At 58.3% G+C, this 22708-nt stretch carries 16 protein-coding genes; 11 read left to right on the top strand and 5 right to left on the bottom strand.

What is annotated here, in order from left to right; genetic code table 11:
• The first annotated feature begins 45 nt into the window (after nucleotides 1-45).
• Nucleotides 46-2238 (top strand): molybdopterin oxidoreductase family protein, encoded by a 2193-nt coding sequence (locus tag M4951_RS13565; protein ID WP_262026920.1) that lies wholly within the window; start codon nucleotides 46-48, stop codon nucleotides 2236-2238.
• A 26-nt stretch (nucleotides 2239-2264) separates the two neighbouring features.
• Here the strand turns inward: M4951_RS13565 and M4951_RS13560 are convergent, their stop codons facing one another.
• Together M4951_RS13560 and M4951_RS13555 are read right to left on the bottom strand one after the other, a co-directional pair.
• Nucleotides 2265-3641 (bottom strand): hypothetical protein, encoded by a 1377-nt coding sequence (locus tag M4951_RS13560; protein ID WP_262022191.1) that lies wholly within the window; start codon nucleotides 3639-3641, stop codon nucleotides 2265-2267.
• Between the two features lie 294 nt (nucleotides 3642-3935).
• The gene (locus M4951_RS13555; RefSeq protein WP_262022190.1) at nucleotides 3936-5159 is read right to left on the bottom strand and encodes a DUF6666 family protein; all 1224 of its coding nucleotides are present in this window, start codon (nucleotides 5157-5159) and stop codon (nucleotides 3936-3938) included.
• 304 nt (nucleotides 5160-5463) lie between these two features.
• Between M4951_RS13555 and M4951_RS13550 the strand changes: the two genes are divergently transcribed.
• Nucleotides 5464-6072, top strand: a complete 609-nt coding sequence (locus M4951_RS13550; RefSeq protein ID WP_262022189.1) for a hypothetical protein — start codon at nucleotides 5464-5466, stop codon at nucleotides 6070-6072.
• A 57-nt stretch (nucleotides 6073-6129) separates the two neighbouring features.
• On the opposite strand, the gene M4951_RS13545 is transcribed toward M4951_RS13550, so the two are convergent.
• Both M4951_RS13545 and M4951_RS13540 read right to left on the bottom strand, forming a co-directional pair.
• On the bottom strand, nucleotides 6130-7272 hold the full coding sequence (locus tag M4951_RS13545; protein WP_262022188.1) for a trans-sulfuration enzyme family protein: 1143 nt from the start codon (nucleotides 7270-7272) through the stop codon (nucleotides 6130-6132).
• A 239-nt stretch (nucleotides 7273-7511) separates the two neighbouring features.
• The gene (locus tag M4951_RS13540; protein ID WP_262022187.1) at nucleotides 7512-8720 is read right to left on the bottom strand and encodes a trans-sulfuration enzyme family protein; all 1209 of its coding nucleotides are present in this window, start codon (nucleotides 8718-8720) and stop codon (nucleotides 7512-7514) included.
• Nucleotides 8721-9034: 314 nt separating this feature from the next.
• Here M4951_RS13540 and M4951_RS13535 point away from each other — a divergent pair, with 314 nt between their 5' ends.
• From M4951_RS13535 to M4951_RS13520, 4 genes are all read left to right on the top strand, one after another.
• Nucleotides 9035-10186: a hypothetical protein gene (locus M4951_RS13535; RefSeq protein WP_262022186.1), complete on the top strand. Its 1152-nt coding sequence runs from the start codon at nucleotides 9035-9037 to the stop codon at nucleotides 10184-10186.
• 244 nt (nucleotides 10187-10430) lie between these two features.
• Nucleotides 10431-11042, top strand: a complete 612-nt coding sequence (locus tag M4951_RS13530; RefSeq protein ID WP_262022185.1) for a glycine zipper domain-containing protein — start codon at nucleotides 10431-10433, stop codon at nucleotides 11040-11042.
• Between the two features lie 89 nt (nucleotides 11043-11131).
• Complete coding sequence (locus M4951_RS13525) at nucleotides 11132-14395, top strand: hypothetical protein (protein ID WP_262022184.1); 3264 nt, start codon at nucleotides 11132-11134, stop codon at nucleotides 14393-14395.
• 16 nt (nucleotides 14396-14411) lie between these two features.
• The gene (locus tag M4951_RS13520; protein WP_262022183.1) at nucleotides 14412-16133 is read left to right on the top strand and encodes a PQQ-like beta-propeller repeat protein; all 1722 of its coding nucleotides are present in this window, start codon (nucleotides 14412-14414) and stop codon (nucleotides 16131-16133) included.
• Between the two features lie 396 nt (nucleotides 16134-16529).
• On the opposite strand, the gene M4951_RS13515 is transcribed toward M4951_RS13520, so the two are convergent.
• Entirely contained in the window at nucleotides 16530-17666 is a 1137-nt protein-coding gene (locus M4951_RS13515; protein ID WP_262022182.1) for a hypothetical protein, read from the bottom strand.
• A 164-nt stretch (nucleotides 17667-17830) separates the two neighbouring features.
• Between M4951_RS13515 and M4951_RS13510 the strand changes: the two genes are divergently transcribed.
• From M4951_RS13510 to M4951_RS13490, 5 genes are read left to right on the top strand one after another with little or no spacing between them, the layout of a single operon-like run.
• Nucleotides 17831-18616, top strand: a complete 786-nt coding sequence (locus M4951_RS13510) for an SDR family NAD(P)-dependent oxidoreductase (RefSeq protein ID WP_262022181.1) — start codon at nucleotides 17831-17833, stop codon at nucleotides 18614-18616.
• Complete coding sequence (locus M4951_RS13505; protein WP_262022180.1) at nucleotides 18613-20019, top strand: DUF6513 domain-containing protein; 1407 nt, start codon at nucleotides 18613-18615, stop codon at nucleotides 20017-20019. The genes M4951_RS13510 and M4951_RS13505 overlap by 4 nt, the downstream gene beginning before the upstream one ends.
• A complete protein-coding gene (pabB, locus tag M4951_RS13500; protein ID WP_262022179.1) occupies nucleotides 20016-21425 on the top strand; it encodes an aminodeoxychorismate synthase component I in 1410 nt (469 codons plus the stop codon). Before M4951_RS13505 ends, pabB begins: the two co-directional genes overlap by 4 nt.
• On the top strand, nucleotides 21422-22084 hold the full coding sequence (locus M4951_RS13495; protein ID WP_262022178.1) for an anthranilate synthase component II: 663 nt from the start codon (nucleotides 21422-21424) through the stop codon (nucleotides 22082-22084). Before pabB ends, M4951_RS13495 begins: the two co-directional genes overlap by 4 nt.
• A gap of 9 nt (nucleotides 22085-22093) precedes the next feature.
• Nucleotides 22094-22684 carry a DUF447 domain-containing protein gene (locus M4951_RS13490; RefSeq protein WP_262022177.1) on the top strand — a complete coding sequence of 197 codons (591 nt, stop codon included), beginning with the start codon at nucleotides 22094-22096 and terminating at the stop codon, nucleotides 22682-22684.
• The last annotated feature ends 24 nt before the right edge of the window (nucleotides 22685-22708 follow it).

The following is a 22708-nucleotide window of genomic DNA, read 5'->3' as shown; positions in this document are numbered from 1 at the left end:
ACGATACCCCGTGAAGAACCGAAAGCGAAGTTCTCTCCGTTAAAGATGGTGGGAGATATTATTCTGGCGCGCGACGGTCATTTGACTCGGCAGTTGTTGCTGGAGCCGGCGAAGTTTGGACTCGGCAAGACGCGTAATGCGGAATCACCCGATGCGACGACTACCTCGGTGTGCGGATTTTGTTCGACCGGTTGCGGTCTCGAAATTCATCTGAAAGAGGGACGCTCGGTCAACTTGACGCCGTCGACTGACTGGCCCGTAAATCTGGGGATGGCCTGTCCCAAGGGATGGGAAGCGCTCAACGTGCTGCAGTCGTCGGATCGCGCGACGCGTCCGCTTCGCCGCAACCCTGCAGGAGAATTGGAGCCGACCACCTGGGATGAGGCGCTCCAATATTTTTGCCAACAGATGAAAGGGGTCCAATCGCGGTACGGCAATGATGCGGTCGCCTTCTTAAGCACAGGGCAGATCGCGACCGAGGAGATGACGTTTCTGGGATCGCTCGCCAAGTTTGGCATGGGGATGCTGCACGGCGATGGAAATACGCGGCAATGTATGGCGACCGCTGCGACCGCCTACAAAGAATCGTTTGGATTTGATGCGCCCCCATTTTCGTACGCCGATTTTGAAGAGTCGGATACGCTGATTTTCGTCGGCTCCAACATTTGCATCGCACATCCGATCCTGTGGGAGCGTGTGCTGCGCAACCGACATCAACCAGAAATCATCGCGATCGATCCGCGACTAACCGAAACGGCGCAAGCGGCGACTTCGCATCTGAAGATCCAGCCCAAGTCTGATCTGACGCTCTTGTACGCCGTCGCGAATTATCTGATTCAAATGGATTGGATCGATCGCGAGTTTATCGCCGCTCATACGAATGACTTTGCGTCATTCGCCGCACATGTCGAGTCGTACACGATCGAGCGGGCCGTCGAACGAACGGGACTCTCGGAGCAGGCGATTGTCGAACTGGCGGAGAAGATCCATCGTGGCCAACGGGTCTCGTTTTGGTGGACGATGGGAGTCAATCAAAGCCATGAAGGGGTGCGCACCGCTCAGGCGATCATCAACTTGGCGCTGATGACCGGCAACATCGGACGGCCTGGGACCGGCGCCAATTCCATCACTGGCCAATGCAACGCGATGGGCTCGCGCCTCTTCAGCAACACGACCAATTTGCTGGGGGGACATCACTTCACCAACGAAGCCGATCGGCAAAAAGTTGCCGGCATCCTCAATATTCCCGTCGAACGGATTCCGACCGAAAATAGCTGGGCCTACGACCAGATCATTGAGGGGATCCGCCAGGAGAAGATCAAGGGACTGTGGGTGATCGCCACCAACCCGGCCCACTCCTGGATTCATCAAAACGACCTGCAGGAGATTTTCCAGAAGCTCGACTTTCTGGTCGTTCAAGACATGTACTCCAATACCGAGACGGCGCAACTGGCCGATCTTGTCTTGCCGGCTGCGGCTTGGGGAGAGAAAGAGGGAACGTTCATCAATTCAGAGCGACGGTATGGCCTGCACAAGAAGGTCTCGCCGGCTCCGGGTGAGGCGCTGGCCGACTTTCAGATCTTTCGCGCGGTCGCCGACTACTGGGGCTGCGGCGAGATGTTCTCGGGGTGGACCGAACCGGAACGAGTTTTCGAGACGATGCAGCAACTCTCCGAGGGGCAGCCGTGCGACATCAGCGGGATCGACGGGTACGCCGAGTTGGATGATCGACGCGGCGTCCAGTGGCCTTGTCCGACCGGAGCAACCGATCGCTCGGTGGAACGCCGGCTCTTCGAAACCGGTCGGTTTTATCACGCCGATGAGAAAGCGAAATTCATTTTTGAAGATTCCCGCCGGCCTGGCGAAACGGTTGATGAGGAGTTTCCCTTTGTCTTATTGACCGGTCGCGGGACCGCCGCTCAGTGGCATACGCAAACGCGCACGGCCAAGAGCAGCGTGCTGCGGAAGCTTTATCCCAACGTGCTGCAAGTCGATCTGCATCCGACCGATGCAAAGTCGCTAGGGATCTCGCCGCACGAGTTGATTCATGTCGAGTCGCGCCGCGGAACCGTGCAGGCGCACGCGAATCTCACTGCCGCAGTGCAGCGTGGGCAAGTCTTTATGCCGATGCACTGGGAAACGGTCAATCAGCTGACGTTCGCCGAGTTCGACCCTTACTCACGACAACCATCCTATAAAAATGCCGCCGTGCGATTACGCCGGCGGCAGGATGTTTGATCTGATCTGGCGCGTTTGACGTCGCCTTAATTTGCGGCTGGGCGGCGACCGCCTCCGCGACGACGACGACCACCACCTCCGCCGCCGCTGCGACGTTCCGAATGCTGCGGCGCCGTTTTGTGACGTTCGATGTTTAGCTCGACGATCGCCGTGACGGCATCCAACCAGGACGGGATGTTCCGATGGCGACGCATGTCGTGATCGTCATCATCATCGTCGTCATAGACGTCGCTGATTGACGTGTCGTCGTCATCCTCATCGTCGGGGAAGTCAACGTCGGTCAGCTCGCGTTTGGGCGAGACTTCGGGAGTCTTGCGAGCTTCCCCTTCGTCCGCTTTGCGTGAGCGACGGCGACGACGGCGACGGCGAGGAGCGCCGCTCGATTCAGAATCTTCGTCAGAGTCTGAAGTCTTCTTGGCGGTCGGTTCCAACTCGGCGGAAACTTCGGTCGACTCGGTCGAAGTTTGTTCTTCAGCGCCTTCTTCGGCGGTCGTCGTTTCTGAACGTGAGTCACGGCGACGTCCGCGGCGACGGCGGCGACGGCGAGGACGGGGCGAACCCGATTCGTCGGTTGATTCTTCCGCAGCGGTTTCGTCGTCTGAGGTGTTTTCCACTTTCGGCGAGCGTTTGCGAGCGACGACTTCACGCGGCGCGGCGTCTTGATCATCTTCGTGATCGTCGCGATCATAGTTGGACGTATCTGGTTCGTCCTTGATGTCGTCGATCAGATCGTATTCGCCGGTATCAAAAAAGATCTCGTCGCCAGGCAACAAGTTACGCGGCGCGTCGGAAGTGGATTCGCTCGATTTCTTCGAGGAAGAATCAATCTGAATGAAGAGACTGGCGGCCCGCTTTTCGGTTTCGGGTGAATCAGGACGCTCATCAAACATCGTGCGAGCGGTCGATTCGGCTCGACTGGGCGGCGCCTTCTCGGTCAGTTCTTTTTCGACGATGCTCGGCTTTGGTTCGGGCTTTTTGGCCGCCGGCTTGGCGGCCGGCGGTTTCGGAGCTTTCGGTTGAGAAGGCGCAGGCGTCTCGACCGGGGTCGCCTTGCCGAACAAGCGCTCGACCGGCAAGCCTAGCGACTGCGCCAAACCGGCCCAATGTCGCTTGGTTGGTGGGGCGATCGCGATCGGTTCTTCGACTTCGGGAGAAGCTTCCGGCGCTTCGTCTTCCATCGCCGGCTCTTCTTCCGGCGGCGCGGTCTCTGCGACTGGTTCCTGAATCTCGACCCTCTCAGGCGTTTCGCAGGATTCTTGTTTTTCTGCAGCCGGCTCTACATTTTCCTGCGATTCTGCGATTTCCGGAGTTTCACTCGACGGCTCGTCATTCAGATTTTCAGCAGGTGCGGCGCCAAGAGCGGCAGCCAGCGACGCCCAGTGGCTCTTTTTGGGTTGATTCATAAACCTATTGGCAGCAGTAAGTTAGTTTCGTGTGCAGCTCGACGCAATCGAACTTGGCGACTGCGGAGCAGGCCGATTCTCTACGATGAGCTTCGGCGGATCACCCGGTCTACGTGCAACTTAGTCTGGTAAACGCGCAAGTATATCGGCGCCAGCTGGTTTTGTGAAGTCATGATACCCAGCAGAGTTACGTCTACTTGGGTCTCTTCAAGGAAATAAATGGAGCAAGCCGCCGCAGTTCCAGGCATGGCCTGGTCAGCGGCGGCTTGACTCCTCCCCTCGAAATGACTTCTTTTATTGGCGACGCAGGATAAAGTCGCCGTTGTTCGCCACGTTCATCAGCGGGCGATAATAGCTGGTGCTGCCCGAGGCCGAGCCGCAGCGTGGGTACCAAACCAAGTTGATGCCGATATTCCAGGCTTCTTCTTCATTTTGCGTCCGGCCATCTTGTTGATCCGGCAGCAGGAAAGTGAAACCGGTGTCCAGGGCCAAGCAATTGGTCAGCGGCACGTGGAAGTCAGCGCCGAGAATGCCCTGGCTGTCGCCTGTCCAACCTCCCAGGATTCGCATCGATTTGCCGCAGTCATCTAACTTGCGACGCCAGAAGAAGGTGTACAGGTTGGTCGCTCCGATGGTTTCTTCGAGCTGAGTAATGTTGGCGCCTGGCACGGTAATGGTGGTAGTGCCGCTGCCTTCCGAATCGCTGGCTGAAAACTGGAAACCAAGTTCGTTGCACTTCGGAAAGACCCAGCTTAGCTGGCCGCGAACCTGGCTCACTTCGACGTCATAGTACCACTGATCTTTCAGGTGATCGAAGACGAGGCCACCTTGCCAGCCCCAGTCGACGCGGCGAAATAGCCCGACGGTGAAGAAGGTTTGATCGCGGGTCGAATCAGTAAAGCTCGCTTCATACAGATTGGCGTTCGAACCGGACATGCCGATCTGAAATCCCAAACCCGATTTCGGGAGAAAGCCGATTGGCATTCCCCAATTGAAACCGTAGAGATAGCCGAAGCTGCCGTCCATGCCGCGGTTCAGGCCATTTTTAAAGCCTTGTACGCCGGCGTGCAGCGAAAAGTCATCCCAGTTCAGACGAAAGCAAAGCGGAACGCACATCATCATGCAGTCGTTGCATTGGCCGCAGCCTCCGCAACTCGAACCGCAAGATCCGGTTCCGCAACTTTCGCAGCCGGGGCCGTGGTCGTGGCCGACGTGCATCGAACCCTCCATCATCATGGGTTGTTCGCCCATGTACTCGACGCCTGGTTCGATCATTTCTACCGTCGCCTGATCGTCCAGAACCGAATAGTCGACTTTTTCGACTTCCGCATTGGTTTCGATCTGCGTAGCGATGCGACTCGCTTTGGCGGCACGCTGCCGCGCTTGATAGATTCGGTCCGACGAGGGCGAAAATAGCCGAGTGATCGGATCTTGATGTTCTTGGCCGTAGCCAATCGACGTTAGCATGCTGGCGCCCAACAGGACTGCAGCTAGCGCCGTACGAATAGAAAGGGTCATCCTCGATTTCCTTCATTCCGGGGGGACGGATGGAGCGGTGAAATCTTCCGCTACCATCGATGTAATCGTCACGACAGGAACGCAACCTGAAGGAAAAGTCGTCGCAATCGGAAAAGTTTCTGTAAATTGCCATGGATGTAAGCGGGGAGGTTTGGGGCGACGTCGTGGAGTGTGGCGGTTGTTCTGGAAGTTCTGTTTTTTTGTATCGCATCGATTCGATGAAGTATTCCGGCGATCAATATTCGCCGGGATCGTTAATAGACCGCCTTTCCAGGCGGACGAATCAGTGAAGGAAGAAAGAACAATGGTCAAAAACTTGGTTTGTGGAGTGATCGTCGCTTGCCTGCTAGCGGTCAACGTCGCGTCGGCTCAAGATTGCGGTTGCTCCGCGCCTGCTCCCTCGTCATGCGGCTGCAGCGCTTGCCGATCGACCTGTTGCGATCCTTGTTGCAACCCGCTGGGAACCGCGCTGAAGAACATTGGCTGCGGTATCAAAACGGGTTTGTGCCACATCAAGGGAGGCGTGGAGCGGCTGCTTTGCCCGATTCGCTACAACCCTTGCTGTAACAGTTGCTCAAGCTGCAGCAGTTGCGGCGGCGGTTGCGACTCGTGCGGCGCTGGCGTTCCGTCGGCGATGCACTATGGTTCGCCGGTGATTGAAGCTTCGCCGATGTGGGAAGGGGGCGGAATTCCGACTCCGCCGACTCCTCCGCAAGTCGATGAGCCGACTTCGGTCCGTCCAGAACCGGCCCGCTTCCAACCTCCGGGAAGCTGGAAATCGGCCCAAGCTGGCCCCACGCCGGCGCAATCAAAGCTGTACTACAGCAAAGTGATCGCCGAGAAGCGACCGGTGTCGCGCGTCAGCCACACCACCAAGGGGGCTTCGTACTATGCGGCGCCCAGGTCGAAGTAGTCATTGACTTGGACCCGTAAGAATTGCTGAAAACGCCTCCGGTTCGAGGCGTTTTTTTTATGCGCCCAGCGCTTGATCCAAGTCGTCGCGCAGATCTTCAAACGCTTCCAGGCCGATCGAGAGTCGGATCAGTTCGTCCCGGATTCCGTGAGCCAAGCGAGCGTCGCGATCATAGCTAGCGTGCGACATCGACGCCGGCTGCTCGATCAGCGATTCGACCGCGCCCAGACTGACGGCCAATTGAAACAGTCGGGTCGACTCGGCTACTTTTTTGGTGGCGGCGAAATCGCCGTTCACCTCAAAGCTGAGCATCGCGCCAAAGCCGCCTTCCATCTGGCGAGCGGCGATCTCGTGACCTGGATGACTTGGCAGGCCAGGGTAAAGCACGCGCGACACGCGCGGATCGGCGTCAAGAAACTCGGCGATCTTCTGCGCGGTGCGGCATTGTTCACGCACACGCAGCTCCAGCGTTTTCAGGCCGCGACTGACCAGAAATGATTCAAACGGTCCCAGCACCGCGCCGGTTGCGTTTTGCACAAAGTAAAGTCGGTCGTAGAGCGATTTGTCGTTGACGACCAACGCACCACCCAGCACGTCGCTATGTCCGCCAAAATATTTGGTGGCCGAATGCATGACGATGTCGGCGCCCAATTCCAACGGACGGGTCAACACCGGCGTTGCGAAGGTGCTGTCGACTCCTAGCAGCAAGTGATGTCGCTTGGCGATCTCGGCGCAGGCGGCGATGTCGGTGATCGACATTTGCGGATTGCCGGGACTTTCGATCCACAGCATCTTGGTCTGCGGCGTGATCGCCGCTTCCAGCGCGCCCAGATCGCTTGACGGAGCAAGCGTGGTCGTTACCCCAGATCGATTGCAGATTTTATGGAGCAAGCGATAAGCGCCTCCGTAAATGTCCGATCCGGCGACGATATGGTCGCCGGATTCCAGCAGCATCATCGCGCCATGGATCGCCGCCATGCCGGAAGCATAGGCGAGAGCGCCGGTTCCCCCTTCCAAGGCGGCAAGCGTCGTTTCCAGGTTTTTGCGCGTCGGATTGCCGCTCCGCGAATAGTCGAATTCGCCCCATTCTCCGGCGCCAGGCTGCACGTAAGTGCTGGCGACATGGATCGGCGGCACAACGGCGCCGGTTTGCGGATCGCGAGAATTACCGACATGGATCGCTTTGGTGCGGAACTGCATCCGTCTTCACTTTCTGCTTGAATAATATCAGCCGCAGAGCGTTAGCTCCGGTTTCTGATGCGAGCTCAGTAATGACCAACAATCAGCGAAAAAGCCGCGGCTAATCAGAAACCGCGGCTAACGCCGTGCGGCTGATTTTGTTTAGTAGCCGTAGCGTAGGTGGAGCAAAGCCGATCACGCCTGTTGAAGATAGCCGAATCCAAGGCAGCTTGCTTCACCCACCCTACCTGATTACTTGTCTAAATCGAATCGAGCGCTTGTTTCAAGTCGGCGATCAAGTCGGCGGCGTCTTCGATGCCGCAAGCCATTCGGATCATGTTGTCATAAATGCCGAACTTGGCCCGTTCTTCCGGCGCGAGCTGATAGTAGCTCATCACCAGCGGTTGCTCGATCAGCGACTCGACGCCTCCCAAGCTGGGCGCGATGCGGGGGATCTTCACGGCATCGATCACGTCGGCCGTTTTCCGCCAATCGGCGTCTTTGACCAAAAACGTGATCAGGCCGCCGTAGCCGCGCATCGTCTGCTTTGCGATTTCATAATATTTGTGGGACGGCAAACCGGGATAGTAAACCTTCTCAACTTTGGGATGAGTTTCCAGGAATTCGGCGATCGCCTGACCGTTCTGGTTATGGCGTTCCATTCGCAAGCTGAAGGTCTTTAAGCCGCGGAGCAACAGGTAGATATTGTGGGGCGAGTTGATCCCGCCCATGATGCCGCGCAGCTTGCGAACCGACTCCATCTGCGTTTTTGAGCCGATGATGACGCCGGCCAGCAAGTCATTGTGACCGGCCAGATATTTGGTCGCAGAGTGCAGCACGTAGTCGACGCCATATTCCAACGGGCGAACGTTGTAAGGAGTCGCCAGCGTCGCGTCGATCAGCGTTTCAACCCCATGCTTTTTGCCGATTGCGGCGAATTTTTCGAGATCGACGACGCTCAAGTGCGGATTGGTGGGAGACTCGCTGACCAACATTTTGGTGTTTTTGTTGATCGCTTGCTCCATCGCGTCGTAGTCGCACGCTTTGACCTGTCGCGTGACGACGCCGAAGCGCGAGAGATGCTTCGAGCAAAACTCGCGGCTGCGATGATAACATTCGTCAAAGAAGATCACTTCGTCGCCGGCGTTGAGCTTAGCCATCAACAAGCCGACGATCGCCGCCATGCCGCTGGAATACAAAACGGCGTCTTCGCCCCCTTCCAGGGCCGCTAGTTTCTTCTCGACGACTTTTTCGCCGGGATTGCCGTAACGGCCATATTCTTCGCGCTCTTCGTTTTCTTCGATATAGCGAATGACCGACGCGGTATCGGTAAACGTGTAGGTCGAAGCGCAGAAAATCGGATCGGTGATCGCGCTTTCCGGTTTTTGACGCGCTTCGCCAGCTTGGACGGAAGAGGTCGACAAACCAAGGTCAGAAACGTCGAGCGGGACGCGATTTGGGTCGTTCATAATGGCGGCTTAAAAAATGGCCGCACAGTCGCGCCGCAGAGGGGAAACCCAAGTGGCGCAAAGAAGGCGGCTTTTGAAAAAATACATTGGCCGCAGCAGAAACGACTGTTTCTTCAGCTCATCACACGAACTTTTCGTTGATGAGGGCACTTTAGCAGTAAAGCTGCAAGCGGCCACAAATCCCTAGAAGACATCACTTTACTTGCCGGCCCGGTTGGCGGCAAGCGGGGCGTCACCCAGGTTTTTCATAGACGATTCCCCTGCTTGGCGTCTAAAATGGGATTCCACAGTCCCTTCCTTTCATCTGGCGCCGCATGATGACCTATTCTCGCCTCCTGCTTTTCGCCGTCGTTTTGGCCTGTGGCTGGGCGTCGCCGGGCTTTGCCGAAGAAACCGAATCGATTGACCAGTTGGTGATTGGACTAGGCGCCGACGACTTTCAGACCCGCAAAAGATCGGCCGAATGCCTGTTAGAACGCGGGATGGAGGCACATGCGGCGCTGGTCGTCGCATCGACCGCACCTGATCCGACCGTCAAAATGCAAGCGATCAACCTGCTGGATGGAATTGTCGCCAAAGATCGGCGTGATCGGATCAACGCGTTTCGGAACTCTCGTGACGAGCTTTCGCTCCCTTGTTGGCCGCAGTTTCGTGAGATCGTCGGCGATGACGCCGTATCGCGGCGAATTTTCGCGCGCATGTCCGAAAGCGAATGGGAGTTGTTGGATCTGGCGAAAAACAGACCGAACGAGATTGACTATGCGGTTTATCGTCGCGCGTTGGAGTTGCGACTTCGCCTTTACAATTCGCAATCTCCTCCCAGCATGGCGAGCGTCGCCGCGTTGTTGTTGCTGACTAGCAGTCCCAATTTTGAAGTCACCGCGCCCGCTTTCGCCGAACTGCAGTACTCGCTCTCCTCGCGACCGATTACCCAGGCGCTCAACAACCCCGACGAGGCGGAAGTCGTCCGCAAGCTCTTCAACTGCTGGATCCGCAACTCGGTCGATAGCCCTCATTTGTCGATGCAGCATCGTTTTTCGGTGTTGTTGTTGTCGATTCGCGAAGATCTTCAGGCCGGCGTATTACTCGCTCGGTCGATGGTCGAGGATCCCGGTCCTTCATCGCAAGCGGTGCCGAACAACCTGCATCTGGCTTACTCGATTCTAGCGATCGCCAAATTGGGTTCGACCGAAGATATCCCATTTCTCGAACAGCTATTCGACAACGACAATGGCATTGTCCCGGTCAATCAACGGGAACCCTTCGAAAGCCAGGTTCGCGACGTCGCTTTGGCGGCGGCAGTTCATTTAAGCGGCCGTAATCCGCGGGAGTTTAGCTTTGACCGGATCACAGCCGACGCGAACTATCTGTACAGCTACCGCACGATCGGCTTTGCGACCGATGTAGAACGATCCGCCGCGTTTGAAAAGTGGGCCAAATTCTCACCCAAATCGCCCGGCAGCTAGCACGGCAGGCGATAGCACACTAGGTCCCTCCGCTAAAAAGGGGGTCAGGTCCCAATTTTGTAGCAAAATTGGGACCTGACCCCCTTTTTAGCTGCCCCACTTTAGCTGCTTACCCTTCTTCAAAAGTCAGCTTGACCCATACAACCGCCGCTGCCATGATTCCGCATCGCTCGGATGCTCTATCGCCGCCTAGGCGCCGATAACGAGGGAAACGGAAGTACGAGCGCCGTCGGAGATGGAACGGATGACAATCAATTTGGTGAAATTCTCGATCGCCGCGCTGATCGTTATGGCGATCGGCTGTCGCTCTCCTTATGCGCAAGATCGCCTGGCGGCCGTGGGCGGTCTCACCGGCGCTGTCGCCGGTGCTGCAATTGGTAATGCGACTGGACATACCGGAGCGGGCGCATTGATCGGCGCCGGTGTCGGAGCGGTCGCCGGTTCGGCGGTTGGATCGAGTATTGATGAGACCGATGCTCGTAATCAGGCGATCTTCCAAGAGCGACTCGGTCGTCAATTGGCGGGCGCAACGACGTTTCAAGACGTCGCCGCGATGAGCCAGGCTGGACTCGGCGATCAGGTGATCATCTCGCATATCAACCGCCACGGCGTCGCGACGCCGCCGACCCCCCAAGATTTGATCCAACTAAAAGGGGCAGGAGTCACCGATCCGGTCTTGGCCGCATTGCAGAATCCGCCCCCGTTGGTTCAGCCGGTGCGCTATGTCGAAAGTCGCCCCGTTGTTGTCGAGGAATACTACGATCCTTGGTGTGCGCCCCCTTATTATCGATATCGCCACCATCGCCACCATCACCATCCGCCGCACGTTTCGTGGTCGGTTGGGGTTCATCGCTAAGTCGCAACGGCATTTGAGCGGCAGAGGCTTGGCGTTTAGGATGTGAGTAGCTTCCCACCTACCCAGCCCACCTGATTGGTTCTGACGCTATGCCCCGCTTTTCTTTGCTCTTGCTGACGGTCGCCGTCCAGACATCGCTTGTCGCTGCTGGATTTTCTGCCGAAGAGGCAGCTGGAATTTCGGTCCCGGCCGGATTCCGCGCGACGCTCTTTGCTGATGACGACTTGGCCCACGACATCTACTCGATGACGCTTGACGCCGAAGGCCGTGTCGTGGTCGCAGGCTCCGGCTACGTCAAAACATTGCATGATGACGACGCTGACGGGATCGCCGATCGGGCGACTCTCTTTTCCGACGTTCCGCGTAGCGGCGCTCACGGTATGGCGTTTCGTGGCGGCGATCTCTACTGCAGCGGCGACTTGGGCTTGCTCAAGCTGAGCGACGCCGATGGGGATGGCAAGGCCGATGGGCCTGCCGAAATATTGGAGCAGTCGCACCATCCCGAGCATGGAACCAACGGCGTTGTCTGTGGGGCCGACGGTTGGATCTATGTGATCTGCGGAAACGACGCAAAAATCTTCGAGCGTCACGTCACCACTTCTCACTCGCCGATCGAACATCCTCAGACCGGCGCGATCATTCGTATCAATCCCGAGACTCACCAATCGGAAGTTGTGGCGCACGGCTTCCGTAACCCGTACGACTTCGCCTTCGACGCCGCTGGGCACATGTTGACGGTCGACGCCGATGGCGAACGAGATCAACATCTGCCGTGGTACACGCCCAATCGTTTGTTTGACATCGGCGTGGCGCAGCATCATGGCTGGGTCTTGCATGGTTGGCAACGCAGTTGGAATCGCCCGCCGACCTATTTCGACAGCCGTGCGCGCCTTGTCGATATCGGCCGCGGCTCGCCGACCGGCGTCGAAACCTATCGCCACACGGCCTTCCCCAAAAAATATCGCCGCGGCGTCTTCAGCTGCTGCTGGACCCTGGGAAAAGTTTACTTCTTTCCGCTAACCCCCGAGGGGGCCGGAATGAAAGCAAGCCAAGAAACCTTCTTAGAAACCACCGGCGCCGCCGGCCTGGCGCCGGTCGACATCGCCGTCGGCAAAGAGGGCGAAATGTATTTAGCGATCGGCGGGCGCGGCACGCGCGGCGGGATTTTTAAGATTGAGTATGTTGGCGACCAGGCCGCAGGAAGTGGAGACAGCCAGCCGGTCGATCAAGTCCTCAATGCGCCGCAGCCGCAAGCCGCCTGGTCGTACGCCAAGTGGGCGCCGCGGGCGTTGCAACTGGGACGTCAGCCGTTTATCGCGGCGATGCAGCAGGAAGAACGTGCGGCCGTCGAGCGCGTCCGCGCGGTTGAAATCGTCACCGAATTGTTCGGCGGCTTGCAAAATGGACCGGAAGTAGAGCAAGTGCTGAGCTCAACGTCTGACGCGGTTGTCGCCCGGGCGATCTGGAGTTTGACTTGCCGACGAGATGACGTTTGTCCGGTGCAATTTTATGAACTGACCCATCACGCGTCGCCGATCGTGCGTCGCGCGGCTTGGGAAGCGATCGCTTCAGCCGCGACCTACGAAAAACAGGTCGAAAGCTGCAATTGGAACTCTCTGAAGGAAGAGGATCGCGATGTCCGCAGCGCGGCGCTCGTCGCGTTCGAGCGAATTCTGGAAAAGTCTCCAGATACGAAGGTCGACGTCGGGCATTCGATTGCGGCGATCTGGTCGCAGACCGCGGCTCACAATGCAAGTTCCGAGAAGATCGTCCACGTGATTCACCAGGCGGTCGATCGACTGGCGGATCCCAAGACGCTCCATGAACAGCAAGACGCGATTCGCGTCGTGCAAATTGCCCTGGGCGACATTACCGCCGAGCGCGTCGATCCCGACGTTTACGCTGGCTACTCGCCGGGGCGTCCGCGCACGGCGCCGCTGACGATGTGGGATCAATTGGCGAGCAAGTTGGATCCGATTTTTCCGGTGGACGAGCCGACGGTCGATACCGAAATCGCGCGGACGCTGGCGATGATCGAGCAACCGGCGCCCAACTTTGTCGAGCAGGTTGCGCAGTTTTGGACCGACGAATCAACGGTCGAAGAAGATGAGCACTACCTGATTTGTCTGTCGCGAATCCCCGGTGAGCGTTCGCCAGAAGTGATCGCCGCCGAGGCGAACGCCTATTTGCAGCTGTTCGCAAAAATCGCCGACTCTCGACTGACCATCAGTCGAAACTGGTCGCTCCGCATCGGCGAAGCGTTCTCCGCCGAGCTGCAGCAGACGCCGCAATTGGCCGCTGCGATGATTGCGAGCGACGATTTTGGGATGCTCGAACATTCGCTCTTCGCTTCTTACTTCACGCTCCCGCAACAAGCGGCTGCGGTGACCAAAATTCTCGCGGAAAATGACGTTGACGACATCGAGGAAAGTTGGCCTGACGAGATGATGCCGTTGCTGGATGCGTTGCCCGTAGCGGAACGTCTGGACGTGCTGCGAGCGCGCTGGGACGACTTCAACATGCGACATGCCGTACTTGCACGATTGGGCGAAGCCCGCCAAAAGGAGGATCGCCAGCGGTTTGTCGACTCGCTCCTTTCGGCCAATCCGGCGTCGGTGCTGTTGGCGGCCGAAATTTTGAGAAAGATGCCGAAGGCCGCTGTCGCCGAAGCGGATCTGTTGACGGCGATGAAAGCGCTGCGCTCGGCCTGTATGCCGGGGCAGCCGGCAAATCAAAGCCAGGCGATCGCTCAGTTGTTGCAAGTTTGGACCGGTGCGGCGATCGCGACGCCGGAAAAGCAAGACGCCGCGACAAGCGAGACGTACCAGCCCTGGTTTGATTGGTTCGCCGCGAAGTATCCGCTGTTGCACAAAGAGCTGTTCGCCTACGCCGCGGACGAAGCGAGCTGGAAAAGTCGCCTGACTGAAGTCGTCTGGGAAGCCGGGGACGCGAAGCGCGGAGAAGCGATCTTCGCCGCTCGCGGCTGTAAACAGTGTCATGCGACCTCGGGGCGGTTAGGACCGGCCCTCGACAATATCACCGGGCGATTTCGCCAGTACGACCTGTTTATGGCGATCGTCGATCCGAATCGCGACGTCTCGCCGCTGTTCCACACGACGCAGTTGATGACCCGGTCCGGCAAAAGCTTTACCGGCACGATCGTCTACGAATCACCCGCCGGGACGCTGATTCAGACCGGGCCCGGCGTGACCGAGCGGATCTTGGAGGATGAGATCATCTTGCGTCGTCCTAGCCGGCGATCAATGATGCCGGTCGGTTTGCTGAACGGAGTGGACGATCCGGGGTTGGCCGATTTGTACTCCTACCTACAATCATTGCGTGACAAAAAATGATTTTTGGGAGCAGCGCATGACCGAGCCGGTCGAATCTAGTCCTACTCACGAGACCTCGACCAGCCAGGATCGGCCGCCGCGTCTCTTTCCGCCGCTCCGCACTTGGCTATTTTCCGGGATATTTGTGCTGCTGGCGCTATTTGGCCAGTCAGCCATCGAGCTGGGGGATGGCCCATTGGCCAGCGTTCGCGACATGGCGCCGCTGCTGTTTGACGGCGCGGTGGGCAATGTGATGACGCTGATCGGCGTCTTTTTCGCTTTTTTCATTCCGCTGATTTGGTTCACCTTGTTCAGCGATTGGAATCTCTCGGTTCGCCTCCTACCGATGGCGTGCGTTTTGTTGGCGCCGGCGATCTTTTTTAGCGTTTTTCGCATTGTGCATGTCGACGGCGAAATGAAGCCGATTTTCGCCTATCGGTTTGCACAGAGCGCCGATCAGCAACTTGGCGCGCTCGACGGCGGGGGGGCAACCGATGGCGACAGTACGAACTCGACCGAGCATGACTTCCCGCAATTTCTGGGGCCTGACCGCAATCTGAAGTTGGCTGGCCCAGCGTTAGCTGGCGACTGGAACGCAACTCCGCCGCAGGAAGTTTGGCGGCGTCCCATCGGGGCAGGCTGGTCGGGCTTTGTCGTTGTCGGCGATCTCGCCTACACGATGGAGCAGCGTGGTCCCAGCGAATACGTCTCGTGCTATCGAGTCGCCGATGGCGAGCCGGTTTGGAATTTTAAACATGACGCGCGGCACGAAACCGTGTTGGGTTATGTCGGTCCGCGCTCAACGCCGCTGGTGCACAACGGCAAAGTTTACGCGGTCGGAGCGACCGGCAATTTGGTCTGTTTAGATTCGGTGACCGGCGACGTCATTTGGCGGCACGATTTGTTGGCCGAATTTAACACGACGCAAGCTCAGTTTGATGGAATCGTCGCGTGGGGCCGCGCAGGTTCGCCGCTGCTGTACGAGGGGAAAGAACGCGCACTGATCATCTTGCCGGCAGGCGGACCGACACGCAAAGAATCGACCACGCTGGTCGCCTATGACGCTCAGTCTGGCGAGCAAGTTTGGACCGGCGGAGAGCAGCCGATGAGCTACGCATCCCCCAGTTTGTTCCAGCTCGGCGACGAAACGCAAATCATGACGGTCAACGAAAGCACCGTCAGTGGACACAATCCCGAAACCGGAAAGCAACTCTGGATCACCGATTGGGCCGGCGACTCGTCGGGCGCCGCGACTTGCTCGCAACCGGTGGATCTAGGCGGGGGAAGAATTTTGGTCAGCAAAGGGTACGGCCAAGGCGCCCGCGTCTTTGCGATCGAAAAGCCAGCGGATGACAAGTACGAAGTGCAAGACGTCTGGTCCGACGGTCGTTTGCTCAAAACCAAGTTCACCAACGTCGCGGTGAAAGATGGCTTTATCTATGGTCTGAACGACGGCATCCTGGAATGCGTCACCGCCGCCGATGGAGAGCGAACCTGGCGCGAACGTGGGTTTGGACATGGTCAGCTGTTAATGGTCGGCGACCAACTACTCGTAATGACCGAAGAGGGCGAATTGGTGCTGGTCGCCGCGAACCCGGATGCGTACCAAGAAGGAGGACGCATCCAGGCGCTGGAGAGTGAGATCTCGCCCAACTGGAACAATCTGTGCCTGACCGGCGATCTGTTGTTGGTCCGCAACGCCGAGCAAGCGGCCTGCTATCGGTTGGCGACGCGCGAACAGAGCGACATCGATAAGTAGAACGAACCCGCCGCGTCCGTTTTGCAGTTGCGCTATTTTGCTGGTTGGCCGCGATAGCTCCGCTATCGGGGCTGCGCAGCCGGACTCTGTTTGCGGATCGCAGCGGATGAGGATTTTCGATCCTAGAGCGGTTCCCACTCCGTCTGTAGCGTTTCAGCTTTGCTGCGGCTGCGCTGGTTTGCGTTGACGAATCTCAGGATTCGCCTGCTTCGGTCGCCTTGCTGACGCTGAAGACGCTACAGCGCTCTAATCCTTGTAGCCGAAAACCGATCAGACGCCAATCGCGGATTGGGTCCGCTTACCGACTTCGTCGGCCCAGATAGCGGAGCTATCCGGGCCAACCATCGTTTGTTTCAAAAATAGCGCAACTTCAAACCGCACGCGGCGCTTTGTTGATTAAAATTCTTGCGCTAGCAGCCAGTCTTCGATCATGATGTGCTGAATCATGGGGGCTCGCAGCAGCGCCGCTCGTTCCGGCAGCAGTGATTTTAGCCAGGGACGATTGACGAACGTCGACAGCGTGCGCGAACCGAGACTGCCGCGCGTTTGAATCTGCACGTTGTCGGCCAGACGGTGATAGGTGGCCGGAATGATGTTGGGGCCGGGTCCGATGTGAACGATCGTCTCGACGCCGCTGCGCAAGGTTTCGTAAACGACCGCCCAGAGCAGTTGCGGCTGATCGACCCAGCGATAGATCGTGTCGCGCAGATTGATCTCGTCGTAGCTGCGCTTGCCGGTCACCATCGAAAGGACCGGCGGCTGCGGGACTGTCAAGCCGCTTTCCATCTTGGCCATGAACATCGCGGCGCGTGTGTTGATGCTCTTCCGCCAAACGAGCGGCGTATGCATCGGCGGCCAGCGATGCTCGTTGATCTTGAAAAAGATCCGAGCCGGAATCCGGCCCGCCATTTTTTGCCGGCAACGTTCGAGCGAAGTTCCCTCGCCGATAATCAGCACCGAGTTTGGCGAGAGGACGGCCGAAACGCCCACCATTTCGTCCCCTTCCTGATTGGTTTCAATACAGCACTGCTGCACGACTTTTAGCGGTAATTCTTGCTTGCGACAAAAGACGACCGCCAATTGGCACGTAGCGGCGAGACTTGCCGTATCGTCGGCCAGAGATGTGGGAATGCCGACCGCATCTTCGATCGACAAAGCGCCCGACGCGCAGAGCGCGACAATCTCGCCCAGGCTATACCCAAAATAGCTTTGTGATTGTTCGAGTTCGACATGGAACAGCTCGCGCAGGATATCGAGCTGCGCCATTTCGGCGGCGATGATCAACGCAACCGCGTCGACATAGGCCGATAAGTCAGGCTCGATGCGAGATTCGACGCGCCGCACCAAATTGACCTCGCGGCCGACGTTCCGGCCCGCGATCTCCCCGCACTCGATCAAGCGGCGACGAACGAGCGGGCCATACTGCGCATGCGCTAACAACTCAGGCGTGCGGCCGAGGTTTTCAAAGTTGTAACCGCGAAACGCGAAACAGGTGCTGCTGAGGCGATTGAAGGGGGGAGGGGAGTTGGGCATGCGGCCAGTGCTGGTTGTCGGGAAAGCGGCGGCGTATCAGAATGAGATGGCTGCCAGGTCGTGACTCGACTCGACGGGGAAACGCCAACCTCGGTAGCAAGCATACTATACTGTCGACCTTGTGGTTGGCGCCCCAGACGTACTCGATTTCGCACCGGAGCTTTATGCCCGATCTGACCCGAAAAATCGCCGTCGTTACCGGCTCTTCGAGCGGAATTGGCCGAGCGATCGCGCTCCGCTTGGCCGCCAGCGGCGCCAAGATCGTCGTGCATGCCGGGCGAAATCAGGCTGGCGCCGATGCGGTTTGTGACGAGATTCGCCGATCGGGGGGAGAGTCTCAGCCCCTGGTTTGCGATTTTCGGGATCGAGCTGCACGGCTGCAGTTTGTCACCGCGGCGTGGGAAAAATGGGGCGGAGTTGACTATTGGGTCAATAATGCCGGCGCGGACGTTTTGACCGGCGCCAATCGAGAGCTGACATTTTCGGAAAAATTGCAACTTCTCTGGCAGGTCGATGTCGAAGCGACGATCGATCTGTCGCGCGAAATCGGCCAGCGGCTCCAAGATGCGCAGCGCGACGCAGCGGCGATTGTGAACATCGGCTGGGATCAGTCCGAACGCGGCATGGAAGGGGAGAGCGGAGAGATGTTTGCGACGATCAAGTCGGCGATCACCGCATTCAGCCGCAGTCTCGCTCGTACGCTCGCTCCGCATGTCCGTGTGAATGTTGTCGCGCCCGGTTGGATCAAAACGTCGTGGGGCGAAACGGCGAGCGACGTCTGGAGCCAGCGCGCGATCAACGAGTCGTTGATGCAGCGCTGGGGAACGCCGCAAGATATCGCGGCGGCGGTCGAGTTTCTTCTTTCGTCGGATAGCTCCTTCATTACCGGACATGTCTTGCCGGTCAACGGCGGCCTGAATCATGCGCACCTCCAGCAGCGGACCGAATGATGTCGACGCCGCAAATTCACTTTGTCACGGGGCGCCTGGCCGAGCCGGCGCTCCGTTCGATTTTGGCCGATCTAGCGCCGCGGATCGGTTTTCAATACACCGTACAGACGATGAACATCACCGTCGCCGCGCTGATGACCGCCGATTGGGTCGCCGCGCGGATTGATGCGCCGGTCGGAACGACCCTGGTGATGGTGACCGGCTATTGTCTGGGAGACCTCGCTGTAATCGCCGCCAAGACCGGAATGCCCGTCGAGCGGGGGCCGAAAGATTTGCGGCTGCTGCCGGTTTACTTTGGCGAAAGCAATCGGGGCGACGACTACGGCGCCTATGACATTCAAATCGTCGCCGAGATCAATCACGCCGCTAGTTTCTCCTTCGCTGATCTGCGCGCCGAAGGCCTTCGACTGGCGCGCGACGGGGCCGATCTGATCGATGTTGGGTGCGATCCCGGCGCTACTTGGACCGGCGTTGCGGATGCGGTGAAAACCTTGCGCGATGCGGGACTGCGAGTTTCCATCGATAGTCTCAACCCGCTGGAGATCGCCGCTGCGGTCGCCGCCGGCGCCGAATTGGTGTTGTCGGTCAACTCGAGCAACGTCGCCCAGGCGGCCGAGTGGGGCTGCGAGGTGGTGGTGATTCCGGACGATCCCAAAACGCTGGCGGGGATGGACGAGACGATCGCGCAGTTGCAAACCGCCGGCGTCCCCTTTCGGATCGATCCCATCTTAGAGCCGATCTCGTTCGGCTTCGCTGAAAGCTTGTCCCGGTATGTCGAAGTTCGCCGCCGCTATCCAGACGCCGAACTCTTCATGGGGATCGGCAATCTGACCGAACTGACCGATGTCGACTCGGCCGGCGTCAACACGTTACTGCTGGGGATTTGTCAGGAACTAGGGATTCGCGGCGTGTTAACGACGCAGGTAATCAATTGGGCTCGCAGCAGCGTCCGAGAATGCGATCTGGCGCGGCGTTTGATGCACTACGCCGTGAACAATCAAGTGTTGCCGAAACGGATTGAGCCGCAGTTGATCACGCTGCGTGATGATCGCGTCGTGCATGAAACCGCAGAAGATTTAGAGCGACTCGCGGCGACGATCAAAGACAACAACTATCGGGTCTTCGCGGACGGAGAGGAGTTGCATCTGATCAGTCGCAATCTGCATCTCGTTGCGTCCGATCCGTTTCAATTGTTTGCGCAACTGCTGGAAACGGCGCCGAAGAATGTCGACGCGTCGCATGCGTTCTATCTTGGCTTTGAACTTTGCAAGGCGCTGACGGCGAACCAATTGAACAAACAATACCGCCAAGATGAATCGCTCGACTGGGGCTATCTCACCCAGGCCGAGAAACTGCATCGTCTGACGCGCAGCAAGAATGCGGCGCGGGAGGAGCAGTCTTGAACGATCCAGCGCCGGTGATCGTACCGCTCCCGAATTTTGAGATCGTCGCGGCGTGGGAAAAGCTGCGTGCGGCGCCTCGCTGCTTGTTTCTCGACAGTGCGCTGCAACATGTGCGCTTAGGCCGCTACAGCTTTCTAACAGCCGATCCTTGGCGTTGGATCGCTGGAAAGCCGGGAGAGGTAGATCGCCTCGACGAAATCCGCGCTTTATTGGGCCAATTTAAAGTGCCGACCATCACCGGTTTGCCGCCGTTTCAAGGAGGCGCCGCCGGTCTGTTCGGTTATGAGTTTGGCGCGGCGTTGGAAGAAGTAGCGCCGGCGGCGCACGATGAGTTTGCATTGCCGCAATTAGCGATCGGATTTTACGATGTGGTGATCGGCGTCGATCATGCCAGCGGCGACGCGTGGTTAATATCGCAAGGATTTCCCGAAACCGATCCGCTGAAACGGCAAACCCGAGCGCAGCAGCGAGCCGAACAGTTTCTGCATTGGTTAGCGAACGGCTTTCCCGAGAAACCGCCGACCCAACAAGAAGTCGCGTTGGCGGAGTCGCAACTAGCGCCGCAATACGCCACGCCGTATGCTGGGGTCACTAGCAGCTTCTCGCAGGCCGATTATCTGGCGGCGGTCGAACGCTCGGTCGAATATATTCGGGCCGGCGACATCTTTCAGGTCAATCTTTCGCAGCGGTTATTGCAGCGCGCAACAACCGACGCCGCGACGCTCTATCGCAGTTTGCGCAGCTGCAATGCGGCGCCGTTCGCGTCTTACTTTGACATGGATGGGGTGACGCTGCTGAGCGCCTCGCCCGAGCGGTTTGTCCAGGTGCGTAATCGCAACGTCGAAACGCGCCCCATCAAAGGGACACGCTTGCGCAGCGGTCGCCCTGAGTGGGATATGTACTCGGGCGGCGATTTATTGGCGAGCGAAAAGGATCGCGCCGAAAACATGATGATCGTCGATTTGATGCGTAACGATCTATCGCGCGTTTGCACCGACGAGAGCGTCGCCGTGACCGAGTTGTGCGTCTTGGAACAGTACGCGACGGTGCAGCATTTGGTCTCAACGATTGTCGGTCAGCTGCGTGAAGGTGTCGATCCAGTCGACCTGTTGCCGGCGGCGTTCCCCGGCGGTTCGATCACCGGCGCTCCCAAGATTCGCGCCATGCAGATTATCGCCGAATTAGAACCAACCGTTCGCGGCGCTTATTGCGGTTCGTTAGGCTACATTGGTTTGGATGGGGCGATCGATCTCAACATCTTGATCCGCACAGTCACGGCAACCGGCGGTTGGTGGCAATTTCCAGTAGGCGGCGGCCTGGTCGTGCAAAGCGATCCCCAACGCGAATACGAAGAAACCTGGCACAAAGCGGCCGGCATCCTGCGAGCGATCACCGCACTTTCATGATCCTAGTCATCGATAACTACGATAGCTTCGTCAACAACCTGGCCCGGTATTTTCGCCTGTGGGGTCAAGAGACGGTCGTGGTCCGGAATGATGCGATCGATTTTGCGGAGATTCGTCATCTAAAACCGCAAGCGATCGTTTTGTCGCCGGGGCCATGTACGCCAGAGGAAGCAGGCATCTCAGTCGAAGTGGTTTGCGAGTTTCTCGAGACGTTGCCAATTCTCGGCGTTTGCTTGGGGCATCAAGCGATCGCCGCGGCGCTCGGCGGCAATATCATCCGTTCGGCCGAGCCGATGCATGGGCGATCCTCGATTATTCGGCACGATCAAGATCCGCTGTTCGCCGGCATGCCAGACTCGATCCGAGTAGGACGTTATCATTCGCTCACGGTCGAGCCAAAATCGCTTCCTACCTCGCTGCGCACCATCGCCGCGGCCGAAGATCGCTCGATCATGGCGATTCGTCACCTCACGCGCCCGGTCTATGGCTTGCAGTTTCATCCCGAGTCGATTCTGACCGAGCAAGGATTTGCGATGATCGGCAATTTTTTGCAGAGCGCCGGCATCGCGGCCAAGCGGAAAATCACTGCGACCAAGGATCAAGCGATTCTCACTTCCACACCGAATCTTTCTCCCACCAACGTTCCTTTTTATTACTGAAAGCTTGCGATGGAACGTTTGGTGCTCGAAGGGCTGGTCACGACCATCGGCGCAGATGGCCAGGTGAACGTTGCGCCGATGGGACCGCTGGTCGATCGACAGTTTCGCAGCGTTGTGCTGCGGCCGTTTCAAACCTCGCGGACGTTTGAGAATCTGCGCCGCGGATCGCCGGTCATCGTGCACGTGACCGACAATGTTGAACTGCTGGCCGCCGCCGCCATCGGCGCCGCGACCGACGCCTTCATTGGCCCAACGACACTTTGCCCGCTAACCGGCGGAGTGATTCTACAGAACGCGTGTCGTTGGTATGCGCTGCAGGTAACCGAGTTTGACGCAGCGGCCGAGCGGGCCACGATCGCGTGCGACGTGGTCGCTGCCGGACGCAATCGCGACTTTTTCGGTCTGAACCGCTCGCTGCATGCCGTGGTCGAGGCGGCGATTTTAGCGACACGGGTCGATTTTCTCCCCATTTCTGAGATCGAAGCCGATTTGCAGCGACTGCAGCCGCTCGTGCAAAAAACGGGCGGCGCCGCCGAACAGCGGGCATTTCAGCAAATTTGCGACTTTGTCGCTGCGGCCCAAACAAAGCCCGGCGACTAACAGGTTTTTCCCCACGCCCCAGAA

This window comes from Blastopirellula sp. J2-11 (assembly GCF_024584705.1).
GTDB lineage: Bacteria > Planctomycetota > Planctomycetia > Pirellulales > Pirellulaceae > Blastopirellula.
This window is presented reverse-complemented; position numbering and strand designations above follow the sequence as displayed.